Annotated in this window: 11 protein-coding genes; 5 read left to right on the top strand and 6 right to left on the bottom strand. The window is 39.1% G+C overall.

Annotated elements, in window-relative coordinates; genetic code table 11:
• Positions 1-274: 274 nt before the first annotated feature.
• Complete coding sequence (locus ACH30E_RS09110) at positions 275-1,588, top strand: MutS-related protein (protein WP_490824548.1); 1,314 nt, start codon at positions 275-277, stop codon at positions 1,586-1,588.
• A 38-nt stretch (positions 1,589-1,626) separates the two neighbouring features.
• Here the strand turns inward: ACH30E_RS09110 and ACH30E_RS09105 are convergent, their stop codons facing one another.
• Positions 1,627-1,986, bottom strand: coding sequence for a four helix bundle protein (locus ACH30E_RS09105; protein WP_490824547.1), 360 nt, complete (start codon positions 1,984-1,986; stop codon positions 1,627-1,629).
• Between the two features lie 203 nt (positions 1,987-2,189).
• On the opposite strand from ACH30E_RS09105, the gene ACH30E_RS09100 reads away from it, so the two are divergent.
• Positions 2,190-3,731 carry a YifB family Mg chelatase-like AAA ATPase gene (locus ACH30E_RS09100; RefSeq protein ID WP_490824545.1) on the top strand — a complete coding sequence of 514 codons (1,542 nt, stop codon included), beginning with the start codon at positions 2,190-2,192 and terminating at the stop codon, positions 3,729-3,731.
• Between the two features lie 109 nt (positions 3,732-3,840).
• Here ACH30E_RS09100 and ACH30E_RS09095 read toward each other — a convergent pair whose 3' ends face one another.
• Both ACH30E_RS09095 and ACH30E_RS09090 read right to left on the bottom strand, forming a co-directional pair.
• The gene (locus tag ACH30E_RS09095) at positions 3,841-4,497 is read right to left on the bottom strand and encodes a hypothetical protein (protein WP_490824543.1); all 657 of its coding nucleotides are present in this window, start codon (positions 4,495-4,497) and stop codon (positions 3,841-3,843) included.
• 74 nt (positions 4,498-4,571) lie between these two features.
• Positions 4,572-4,883 carry a hypothetical protein gene (locus tag ACH30E_RS09090; protein ID WP_490824542.1) on the bottom strand — a complete coding sequence of 104 codons (312 nt, stop codon included), beginning with the start codon at positions 4,881-4,883 and terminating at the stop codon, positions 4,572-4,574.
• Between the two features lie 324 nt (positions 4,884-5,207).
• Here ACH30E_RS09090 and ACH30E_RS09085 point away from each other — a divergent pair, with 324 nt between their 5' ends.
• The gene (locus ACH30E_RS09085) at positions 5,208-7,127 is read left to right on the top strand and encodes a RecQ family ATP-dependent DNA helicase (protein WP_294996393.1); all 1,920 of its coding nucleotides are present in this window, start codon (positions 5,208-5,210) and stop codon (positions 7,125-7,127) included.
• On the opposite strand, the gene ACH30E_RS09080 is transcribed toward ACH30E_RS09085, so the two are convergent.
• Together ACH30E_RS09080 and ACH30E_RS09075 are read right to left on the bottom strand one after the other, a co-directional pair.
• On the bottom strand, positions 7,104-8,651 hold the full coding sequence (locus ACH30E_RS09080) for a helicase HerA-like domain-containing protein (protein WP_490824541.1): 1,548 nt from the start codon (positions 8,649-8,651) through the stop codon (positions 7,104-7,106). The genes ACH30E_RS09085 and ACH30E_RS09080 overlap by 24 nt on opposite strands.
• 203 nt (positions 8,652-8,854) lie before the next feature.
• Entirely contained in the window at positions 8,855-9,226 is a 372-nt protein-coding gene (locus tag ACH30E_RS09075) for a co-chaperone GroES (protein ID WP_294996389.1), read from the bottom strand.
• A 79-nt stretch (positions 9,227-9,305) separates the two neighbouring features.
• Between ACH30E_RS09075 and ACH30E_RS09070 the strand changes: the two genes are divergently transcribed.
• Together ACH30E_RS09070 and ACH30E_RS09065 are read left to right on the top strand one after the other, a co-directional pair.
• Complete coding sequence (locus ACH30E_RS09070) at positions 9,306-10,259, top strand: cytochrome-c peroxidase (protein ID WP_490824540.1); 954 nt, start codon at positions 9,306-9,308, stop codon at positions 10,257-10,259.
• A gap of 216 nt (positions 10,260-10,475) precedes the next feature.
• On the top strand, positions 10,476-11,174 hold the full coding sequence (locus ACH30E_RS09065) for a response regulator transcription factor (RefSeq protein ID WP_294996383.1): 699 nt from the start codon (positions 10,476-10,478) through the stop codon (positions 11,172-11,174).
• A gap of 77 nt (positions 11,175-11,251) precedes the next feature.
• Here ACH30E_RS09065 and ruvB read toward each other — a convergent pair whose 3' ends face one another.
• Positions 11,252-12,286 (bottom strand): Holliday junction branch migration DNA helicase RuvB, encoded by a 1,035-nt coding sequence (gene ruvB / locus ACH30E_RS09060; RefSeq protein ID WP_294996380.1) that lies wholly within the window; start codon positions 12,284-12,286, stop codon positions 11,252-11,254.
• Positions 12,287-12,393 lie beyond the last annotated feature (107 nt).

Below are 12,393 nucleotides of genomic sequence, written 5' to 3'. Positions count from 1 at the left end.
TGGTGTATAGATCCCTTCCTTGTATTGCTGTATGTTTTTGTTTAACCACAGACATGGAAGGGTGAGTATGGAACACAGATTTTCATGATCTTTCATGATAAATCATCATAATCAAGAAAGTCCCTGTCCAATCCATACGTATACATTATCATGCTAAGCTTTTTCTCGATTGTTTAGTTACTAAAACTTTTTAAACAGTAGCTTATTAAAAAATAAACCTTCATCTTTCGGACTTCCGGTCTTTCCGACTTCCGGACTTTCTTAACTTTAACAGATGCAGATAGACAAAACTACACTTGCCGATCTTTCCATATTTCATAGTGAGGAAGAATTATCCGTTGTTCATTTTTTGGATCATACACAAACAACTGGTGGTAGGGAATATCTCTATGACGTGGTGGCCAAGCCTTTATCTACAGTTGAGGCGATTGAAAACAATCAGCAAACTATTCGTGATCTCATTCCTTTAATTGATCGTTGGCCAATTACCATCACCAATGGTACCATCATGGTAATTGCCAGGTTTTATGAATCACAGATTAATAAATATCCGACACAACCTAATGCGTTCAGCAGCTTTATTTACAAACTATTTAATGCCCCTGATTTTTCTTTAACGAGGTATACGATTAGTCATTGCATAGATTTTGTAAAAGGAATGCAAGAAATTGTTCAGCTGCTTAAAGATAATGCTACCAGCAAGCATTTACGCATTTGGGCTGATCGGATAGAAATGCTGTTGAACAAGGGCATGATCCCCGAAATGGGCCATGCAAGTAAAGAAGGATTGAGTAACTGGAAAATACTCAGCTATGCAGATTTTGTGCGATCTCACTACAAAAATCAGTTCTTTGAACTGATTGACATTTACAGCAGGATTGATGCATTTCTTTCATTAAGTATTGCCTGTAAAAAATATGCATTCTGCTTTCCTGAAATCCGGAAATCTGAGCAGCCTTACGTAGAAGCATCAGCCTTATATCACCCATTATTACAGATACCGGTATCATATGACGTAGAGTTAAGCCGCGAAAAAAATTTCCTCTTCCTCACCGGAGCTAATATGGCTGGTAAAAGCACTTTTATCAAAGCTGTAGGCGTAAGTGTTTACCTGGCGCATCTGGGTATGGGCGTACCCGCTCAAAAAATGCAAATGAGTTTATTCGATGGCTTATTAAGTAATATCAATGTTGTAGATAATATCATCAAAGGAGAAAGTTATTTCTTTAATGAGGTACAGAGAATCAGAAATACTATTCAAAAAATAAGTGATGGAAAGAACTGGCTTATTCTCATAGACGAACTCTTCAAAGGCACCAATGTACAAGATGCCATGAAATGCAGCAGTACTGTGATAGAGGGATTACGAAAAATGAAAAATGTACTATTTATTCTATCCACTCACTTATATGAAATTGGTGATGCTTTACAACAGCATAGCAATATCCAGTTCCGTTATTTCGAAACAAGTGTTAGTGACGATCAACTAATTTTCAGCTACCAACTCAAAGAAGGCATCAGCAACGACAGACTTGGATACTTGATTTTAAGAAAAGAGGGAGTGGTGGAGTTGTTGCAGAAACTGTAGGGAGGAGATTGTTGGATGTCAGATGGCAGATGTCAGATTTATTTTTTTATTTTGCTTTTGGCGGTTTTGGTTGTTGCGGAGAATATGGCAGTTAGTTCATGGGCTTCTTGAATCAATGATTTGGTATTTTGATCATGAATTAACGCTGCCTCTTTTATTACTTGTAGCCAGTATAATGATTCATCTGCCTCCTCCAAGACAATTTCAATTTTATAAATAAAATCTAACATAGATTTTGCCCTCTTAGACGACCTATAATTAGCAGCTACAGAGCCAGCTGATCGAATGAGTTGTTTTCCTATTTCATACCCCACATTATTCTTAGGTAACAATAAACATAATCTGATCACCTCAATATGAAATTGCTTTGTTCGTTGCTCAAGTATTTGTCTATCCATTTTTTAAATCAAAAATATCAACTTCCACTGCGACCCTCTTGTAATCCATCAATTCCGACATACAAATCTGAGATCTGCCATCTGACATCTGCCATTTTCAAGTATAAGTCCCCCGTATTTCCCCTCATTTCATTTTTTCTTTCCTACTCTTCCCTATCTTACCCTCGTTTTGAATTTTTATTTTTCACTTTTGAATTTCATTCATGCTTGTAAAAACTTTTGGTAGTGCTGTTTATGGTGTTGAGGCCATTACGATAACAGTTGAAGTAAATGTGAGTGCAGGGCAGGGCTACCAGATTGTTGGGTTACCTGATAATGCAGTCAGGGAAAGCTTACAGCGCACAGAGAGTGCCATTAAAACCAATGGGTACGATATGCCTCGGATTAAACTGGTGGTAAATCTTGCTCCGGCAGACATCAGAAAATCAGGTTCATCTTTTGACCTTCCGATAGCTTTAGGTATTCTCGGTGCGAGTGAGCAATTAGATAATGCCGATGCTTTGAAAGATTATGTAATCATGGGAGAATTGAGTCTGGATGGAAGTATACAACCGATTAAAGGAGCTTTACCCATTGCCATTCAAGCCAGAAAAGAGGGTTATAAAGGATTGATAGTACCTATGGCGAATGCCCGGGAAGCGGGAATGGTAAATAACCTGCAGGTTTATGGTGTTGATCATCTTAAGACGGTTGTGGAATTTTTTAAAGATGAAAACAGCCTTCAACCTGTAGTTGTTAATACCCGTGAAGAATTTTTCAATGACCAGTACCAATTTGAATTTGATTTTACAGACGTAAAGGGACAGGAAAACATCAAACGGGCATTGGAGATTGCGGCGGCTGGTGGACATAACGCTATTTTAATTGGTCCGCCGGGGGCGGGTAAGACTATGCTGGCAAAACGTTTACCAACCATTCTGCCACCGCTTAGTTTGCAGGAAGCACTGGAAACAACAAAAATTCATAGTGTCGCTGGTAAGCTTCCTGAGCATAGTGCACTGATTAGTAAGCGGCCTTTCAGGTCACCGCATCATACCATTAGTGATGTTGCCCTTGTAGGTGGTGGTGGTGTTCCGCAGCCGGGTGAAATATCTTTAGCACATAATGGTGTTTTATTCTTAGATGAGTTGCCAGAATTTAAAAGAACCGTTCTTGAAGTGATGCGTCAGCCCATGGAGGAAAGAAGGGTAACTATATCGAGGGCTAAAATTGCCCTGGATTTTCCAGCGAATTTCATGTTGATAGCTTCGATGAATCCTTGCCCTTGTGGATACTACAACCACCCTGAAAAAGAATGTACCTGCGGACCGGGTATTGTGCAGAAATATTTAAACAAAGTTTCCGGTCCCTTATTAGACAGGATTGATCTGCATGTAGAAGTTACACCTGTTGCTTTCAGTGAACTGAGCAATCAACAAAACGGAGAAGATTCAGCAGCGATTCGTGAACGTGTCATCAAAGCAAGAGAAATACAGGCAACCCGTTATAATGGCGAGAATGGCGTGTACGCCAACGCACAGATGAGCAGTAAACAACTCAGGGAAATTTGCCGGATCAGCAATGTGGGAGAAAACTTACTCAAGCGTGCCATGGAAAAGCTAAACCTGAGTGCACGAGCTTATGATCGCATTTTAAAAGTGAGCAGAACGATTGCTGATTTGGCTGATAGTGCTGATATACAGCCGGAGCATTTGGCGGAAGCGATTCATTATCGAAGCCTGGATCGTGAAGGATGGGCAGGGTGAGAGAACAGAGGAATAAGGAACAGAGAAATAAGGAATATGAAAGGAAAAGAATAACCCACGCGTTGTTGGTCGCCTAAACAACAACAGCGGGAGTTAATGCTCAACTATTCTACCGTAGTATCCACCTAACCCCCACTAATAAAGGCATTTCCAATGAAAGATTCTGTTTTGTATGATCCCATAGTTTACAATCAAACTGAACAAAACGGAGCGTTACAGAAGTAGATTTATTTAGTGCGTATTGCAAATTTAAATTTATGCCTACCCTACCTTTAAAACTGTTCTCAATTTTATTTAAATAAGTTCTGGATGAATCAGTTACTACAATAATATTGCCTTTGTCTTCTGCCCTGTACTCCAGGTATTGTAAATAAGCTGAAGGAAAGATGTCGATCTTTTTACCAATCGAAAAAAAATGATCATAAAACATACCAACTGCAGTATACTTATGTGTCAGTCTACCGTATGTTTCTGGCAATCCAAAATCAGCAATATAAACGGATCTTGTAGTTCCCTTTGTCGGAATACTTTGTGTACTCGTAGAGATTTGTAAACCAATTACATCTTTATCCCCCAGAAAACCCCCTATTTTGAAATCCAGCATAAATGGAGTATTAGTAATATTATCACTATTTGTAGATCCCCTGAAAAAACCAGCCGACGCATGTACATAAGTTTTCTGCCGCTTTTCCTGTGCATATCCACTTAAAACAAAACTCAAACAAAAAAGACATATCAGATACCTTATTGCAATTTTTTTATCCATGCAATTAATAATATTGAAATAGGAGCTTGGCAAATTTATTTATTGATGTGTTAGAATAAATAAGAAAATATATTTCACATAAGGGTAAATAATAACCAAAATAATACAACTGAGGTTAAGGCAAATAATAGTACAGCTACTTTTCTTAAATAATTTGCCTGCTTAGACTTCCAAAATCCAACAAGCGCTATAGATAGTATACCTATTTCAATAACGGTGGTAAGTCTTGCGTTTTGTAAAAAAGCCGGAAAGCGACTGAGGTATTTTTTTGTATTCTCTTCGTAGGATATTGTTTCTGTAAAATTAGCAATCCACCACGCAACATCAGCTAATATCAATATTAGTAATAACAACCCTCCAAAAAAGAATAGTCGATATTTTAACATGATATACTAATATACGGTTAAATCAGATTAATTTCTAACAACAGGCAAAATCTTCTACCGTAGTTGGTCGCCTGACCAACTACAAACTAATTCGATACCTATGATTCATTTTGCTGCCCGCATAAATACTAAGTGCACATATATAAAGCGAACACCCTCTCTGTGTAACTATTGTTGGTCAGGCGACCAAAAATGGCGGAGGCGACCAACAATGGCGAAGGCAATCCCTTCAAATCAGACATCAGACATCAGCTATCAGCCATCTGACATCTGCCATCTGACATCTGATATTTCCCCGTATTTTTGATCACTTCATTCTTTTCCATGATTACTCCAATCGATATTTTAAAAAAATACTGGGGACACAATAGCTTCCGGCCTATGCAGGAAGATATCATTCAGTCTGTGATGGAGGGGAAAGACACATTAGCACTTTTACCAACCGGTGGCGGAAAATCAATCTGCTTCCAGGTACCGGCCATGTTGATGGATGGTATGTGTATAGTAATTAGTCCGCTTATCGCACTCATGCGCGACCAGGTTACACATTTATTGGATAAAGGAATTCCTGCCGCCTCACTAAATAGCGGCATGAGTTATGCAGAAGTAAAAAACACATTACAAAAAGCAGTTCGTGGAGATTTTAAATTTCTTTATCTGTCACCGGAAAGAATAGAATCAACCCTGTTTCAGGAATACTTACCTGCTTTAGATATATCATTGATAGCGGTAGATGAAGCGCATTGTATTTCGCAATGGGGGTATGATTTCAGACCACCTTATATTCGCATTGCCCAACTACGAAAAGAACTGAGTAATGTACCAGTAATCGCCCTTACCGCTTCAGCTACTGAAATAGTTCAGGAAGATATTATCCGGAAATTACAATTCAAAGACTTCCATCTCTTCCGGCAATCATTTGAAAGACCTGCTTTGTCTTACAGTTGTTTCCCAGTTGAAAGCAAAATCAATAAACTGATACAAATACTCCATAACGTTGCGGGTAGCAGCATTGTATATTGTAACAGCAGAAAACTTACCAAAGAAGTCAGTTCCTTATTACAGTTGCATGGCTTATCCGCTGATTTTTACCATGCCGGTCTATCACAGGATGAAAGAACAGTTAAACAAACCAGATGGATCAACAATGAAATAAGGATCATGGTTTGTACCAACGCATTTGGAATGGGAATCGATAAATCGGGCGTTCGTTCGGTGATACATTTTAATATTCCTGACTGCCTGGAAAATTATTATCAGGAAGCAGGTCGCGCTGGTCGGGATGGAAATAGGGCATTTGCCGTATCATTATTCCAGCAAGACGACCTTTACCAACTAGAACAATTACCAGAAAAGCGTTACCCAGCTATTCCGATTATACAATCCATTTACCAGGCATTGGCCGATTTTTTTCAATTGCCCGTAGGCTCAGGAGAAGGGGCTTATTATGATTTTGATATCAGGGAATTTGCAGACCGCTTTAAATTCGACCTGATCACCACCGTCAACACACTGAAAGTGCTGGAGCAGGAAGGACATATCAGCTATGCAGAAAATATTTTCCTCCCCTCACAAGTTCAGTTTACCATCGACAAAGACGCTTTGTACAATTTTGAAAATGCTCACCCGACACTGGAACTTACTATCAGAAGTTTGCTCAGGGGATATGAAGGCATTTTCGACAACCAGGTCTCTGTTTTTGAATCACAACTCGCAAAACTAACCAGACTACCCGTTGAAACAGTAAAAAAACAATTACGCGAATTAATGGCATACGGTGTAATTACTTATTTACCACAAAAAGAAACACCTCAAATTCATTATCTTTTAAATCGGGCACCAGCTAAGTACCTTCACATAGATCATGATGCATATTTTAAAAGAAAAGAACAGTTCAAAAAACGAGTACACGACATGATCCGGTACCTGAGAGATAATGAAGCTTGTCGCAGCCAGTTTATCGGCATTTATTTCGGTGACAAAACCATCCGCGAGTGTGGTATCTGTGATAACTGTTTAGCTAAAAAGAAGAAAAATCTTTCCGTTGAAGAATTCAGTTTACTTGAAACAAACATTCAACAGCAATTAAGAAAAGGCGACTGCACCATTGATCAATTATTCGCATCCATGAAAAACATTTCGGGCGAAAAATGGTGGGTAGTGCTTGACTTTCTACAAAGTGAAGGACTAATAACAATAAACGAATCCGGAAATATTCATTTAACTCCTTCTTCTGGTCTTTGAACTGGAGCGCCCTCCTAATCCCAATGCGCCTAATAGACTTCTGGTGATTATGCTTGCTGCTGTTCTTCCAACCTGCTTAACCACAGGGTTATCAAAAAAACTGTCATCCTGTTTTTTTCTACCTGTTGTTTTTTCCGTCATCGTTTCAACTTCCTGACTCCTTGCTGCAGCTTCTTCCAGTTTGTCGGTTAATATTTCATAGGCGCTATGACTGTCGATTTCCTGACTGTATTTTGCCACCAGTTTACTGGAACTCGTTAATTGGTTGATTTCCTGTTCCGTTAAAATATCCATTCTACTACGAGGTGCACATAGCATAACATGTGCCAGTGGTGTAGGTATTCCTTTTTCATTTAAAAGGGTTACCAGCGCCTCCCCAATTCCCATTTGTGTTAACAGCTCATCTGTTTTATAAAAAGCGGTTTCTGGAAAATTCTCAGCCGCCTGCTTGATTGTCTTTCTATCCGCAGCAGTAAAAGCTCGCAATGCATGTTGGATTTTCATACCCAATTGACTTAGTATAGAGGCAGGAATATCCTGAGGATTCTGGGTGCAGAAAAAAATACCCACTCCTTTAGAGCGAATTAGTTTAATCACTGTTTCAATCTGCTGTAATAAGGCATCGGAAGCTTCATTGAAAACCAAGTGTGCTTCGTCAATGAAAATAACCAGTTTAGGTTTGTCGAGGTCTCCTTCTTCCGGGCAACTGGCATATAATTCAGCCAGTAGTTGCAACATAAAAGTGGAAAACAGTTTTGGCCTGTCTTGCATATCAGTTACACGCAAAACGTTAATCATTCCCCTGCCATCATCGCTGATTCGCATGAGGTCATCGGTTTCAAAACTTTTTTCTCCAAAGAAAATATCTGCACCTTGTTGCTGAAGTTCAATAATTTTCCGCAATATGGTACCTGTTGAAGTTGTTGAAATTTTACCATATTCCTTCTCTATTTCAGCCTTGCCTTCATTACCTATGTATTGAAGTATTTTGATGAAATCTTTCAGGTTTAGCAAGGGCATTTTATGGTCGTCACAATATTTAAAAATCATAGCTACCAAACCTCCCTGTGTATCATTCAAACCAAGAATCTTACTTAATAAAACCGGACCAAACTCACTTACAGTAGCCCTTAACCGAACTCCCTTTTCATTACTTAAAGTGAGCAGTTCAACAGGAAATGAATTAGGTACAAAAGGAACGCCAAGTTTTTCACTTCGTGCCGTTAGTTTTTCGTTTGCTTGTCCTGCAGCAGCAACACCACTCAAATCACCTTTAATATCCATCAATAACACAGGTACGCTATTATCGCTCAGGGCCTCGCTCAAAAGTTGCAAAGTTTTTGTTTTCCCTGTTCCGGTTGCACCGGCAATCAAACCATGTCGATTCATGGTTTTAAGTGGCAGCTTTATATCAGCACCAGGTACTACTTCACCATTTAACATGGCCACTCCTATTTTTACCTGCTCGCCTTTAAAACCATATCCCGCGTTAATTGCGTCTACAAATACCTGCTGATCTGACATAATGATTTTTTGATGGTATGATTTATGGGATTCAGATTTGGAAGTTAAGGAAAACCGGGCTTTTGGCAGTTAGCTATGAGCCTTTAGCTATTAGCTTTTGTAAAAATTATTGATTTAAAAATAAACCATTAAATATTAAATAGAAAACCCATTCACATCAACATCTGCTAAAAGCTAATGCATTATAGCTAAAGGCTAACAGCTCAAAGCTCCTCCTCCCTTTCCAACAATAATATAGCACTCTGTGGCACGATAAAATATTTCTCCTGTTCATACATCACTTCCGTAGCACCGCTGACCAGAAATATTGCTAAATCTCCTTCCTTTGCCTGTAAGGGCACATATTTTACCTGTTCCTCATCTGTTTTCCAGGGTTCTTCATCAACGGGCATTGGAATAGCGTACCCAGGACCTGTTTTAATGATATACCCCTGTTGTACTTTCTCTTTCTCCTGAACACCGGGTGGCAGGTACAAACCGCTCGCTGTTTGTTCATCAGGTTTGGATGGTCGTACCAGTACCCTGTCGCCAATTACAATGAGTTTTTTGAATTTATTGTCTGATGTAAGTAACATAATACAGCTGTTTATCCTTATTTGAATCCGTAAAAATAAAACAGAAAATGAAAATCGGGTGATTCAGTATTTTTGTAACATGAAGCAGACTATTGCAGCCATCCTGGTTATAATGTTTTCAGGAATCATCCTAGCTGCCTATACTTCACCGCCGCCTGTTAATACAAAAGCTGCACTGGGTAAAAAACTCTTTAACGACAAAATTCTCTCAAAAGACAATAGTATAAGTTGTGCAAGTTGTCACCTGCCTGAATTTGGCTTTGCTGATACTTTGGCTTTCAGCATAGGAATTGAAGGAAGATCAACCCTTCGAAATACACCTTCTGTTTTGAACATGAAAAACCGCCCCTATTTTTTCTGGGATGGTCGTGCCAAATCACTGGAAGAACAGGCACTGATGCCTATTGCACATCCTGATGAAATGGGATTATCGATTGACGAAGCGGTAAAGCGATTAAATACAAATGCCGAGTATAAAAAACTGTTTCTGCGTATCTTCAAAACAACCCCCAATAAATATAACCTGGGTGCCGCTTTCGCAGCTTTTGAGAAAACGCTGGAAACAGACAGCAGTAGATTCGATGCCTATATAGATGATATCATCGCATTTACTGATTCGGAAGAAAGAGGAAGAAAATTATTCATCAGTGAAAAAACCAAATGTTTCGATTGTCACAGAGGGCCAGATTTTACCGATGACCAGTTTAAAAATATTGGATTATTCGACGGATATGCTTTGAAAGACTCGGGCAGATACCTGATCACCAGAAAAAAAGAAGACCTTGGAAAATTCAAAACTCCAGGACTACGGAATATAGCACTTACTGCTCCTTATATGCATAATGGCATGTTTCAAACCCTTGAAGAAGTAATAGAATATTACAATAACCCCGGAGCTTTTGTATTGAATCCGATTAATATGGATAGTACCATGGGGGCCCCTTTAGGTCTGAACAAACAAGAAAAAGCCGACCTGGTTGCATTTTTAAGGACCTTAACGGATAAGCGGTTGGGAGTAGGGGTTAGGCGTTAGGTGTTAGGTGCTAGGTAATAGGTATTGGGTACTGAGAAGAGGTTATTATGAATAAATGTACTCATCGACCACAAGCACCACCTAACACCTAACACCTAATACCTAATACCCAGTACCTAGTACCCAGCACCTATTACCCCACCTTTAACAAAAGATTGCAGACTATAGGATGTTAAGTAGTAGTGAATTATCTTTATTTACATAAATTTTAGAACCATGGAAGACAAGAAAAAATTTAAGATACTCTTGTGCGAAGACGATACCAATCTGGGTATGGTATTAAAGAACTATCTGGAACTGAACGATTACGATGTAACACTGGAACGCGATGGACGATTAGGGCTTGCTGCATTTCAAAGGGAGAAATATGATATCTGCCTCCTAGATGTAATGATGCCCAATATGGATGGATTTACCCTTGCTGAAGAAATTCGTGATGTAGATCCGGATATTCCTCTGTTCTTCCTCAGTGCTAAAACCATGAAAGAAGATATTATCCAGGGCTACAAACTTGGCGCTGATGATTATATCACTAAACCTTTTGACAGTGAAGTTTTATTGTTAAAAATCAGGGCTATCCTTAAGCGTAACGAAGAAGAAAACAAAACCAATGAAAATATTGAGTTTGATCTGGGTAAATACCATTTTAATCCAAAGTTACGTGAGTTGAAAACCGGCGATAGCACGCAAACACTTTCTCCTAAAGAGAATGAGTTATTGAAAATGCTTGCCGAACATAAAAATGATTTATTGCCCCGCGAACGTGCGCTGAAAAAAATATGGGGTAGTGATACTTATTTCAATGGTAGAAGTATGGATGTGTATATCGCAAAGCTGCGCAAATACCTGAAAGACGATACGAATATTGAAATCGTGAATATTCACGGGAATGGATTCAGATTGGTAGCACCTTAGTACCACTAACAATAATTTATTAAGCCACAGATTCACAGATTAATCGTTCATAATCTGTGAATCTGTGGCTTAATTATTTAAGCAAATAAATCTGATTGATTACCCGTTTGCTTAAAAGCACGATTAAGATGGGTATAAGCTTTAGCAGTAACTTCTCTCCCTCTTGGTGTTCGCTGTAAAAAGCCTTCCTGTATCAAAAAAGGTTCATATACTTCTTCCAAAGTTCCAGCTTCCTCTCCTACTGCAGTTGCTATGGTAGTCAACCCAACAGGGCCTCCCTTAAACTTATCAATGATGGCCAATAAAATCCTGTTGTCCATTTCATCCAATCCATGCTCATCCACATTCAAAGCTTTCAGGGCATGCTGTGTAATACCTAAATCAATCTCACCGTCATTCAAAACCTGAGCAAAATCGCGCACCCTTCTCAACAAGCCATTTGCAATACGAGGTGTACCCCTGCTTCTTCGGGCTATTTCAAATGCCGCATTTGATTGAATGGAGGTGTTTAATATAGCAGCACTACGTTCAATAATTTTTTGTAGTGTCTCAGCCTGGTAATATTCCAGTCTCGACTTAATACCAAATCTTGACAATAATGGGGCTGTTAATAATCCACTTCTGGTAGTAGCACCAACAAGGGTAAATGGATTCAGGTTTATCTGTACACTTCTAGCATTCGGACCAGAATCAATCATAATATCGATCCTGAAATCTTCCATCGCAGCGTATAAGTATTCTTCTACAACCGTACTCAAACGATGAATTTCATCAATAAACAATACATCATTGGGTTGAAGGTTGGTTAATAGTCCTGCCAGGTCACCCGGTTTTTCAATAACCGGACCCGATGTTTCTTTAATACTTACCCCCAGTTCATTGGCAACAATTCTGCTTAAGGTGGTTTTACCCAGGCCCGGTGGACCATGAAAGAGGATATGATCCAAAGCTTCACCCCTTAGCTTAGCAGCTTTGATAAAAATAACAAGGTTCTCAATTAACTGTGGCTGACCTGAAAAATCATTGATTTCTGCCGGGCGAATGACATTCTCAAATTCTTTTTCAGAACCACTGAGGTTACCAGAATCACTGTTAAGATTTGGGTTTAACATGGGCCAAAGCTACTAAATATTGAATTGTGAATGATTGCCCTTTCTGTGTCTTTCTGTGTCTTCAGTGGCAATTAATAATGCAACAGAGGGCACAGAAGGCCACAGAA

It is taken from the genome of Sediminibacterium sp. FW305-C-61, assembly GCF_058231065.1.
Note: the sequence above shows the minus strand (reverse complement) of the source record. Positions and strands in the feature narration are given on the sequence as shown.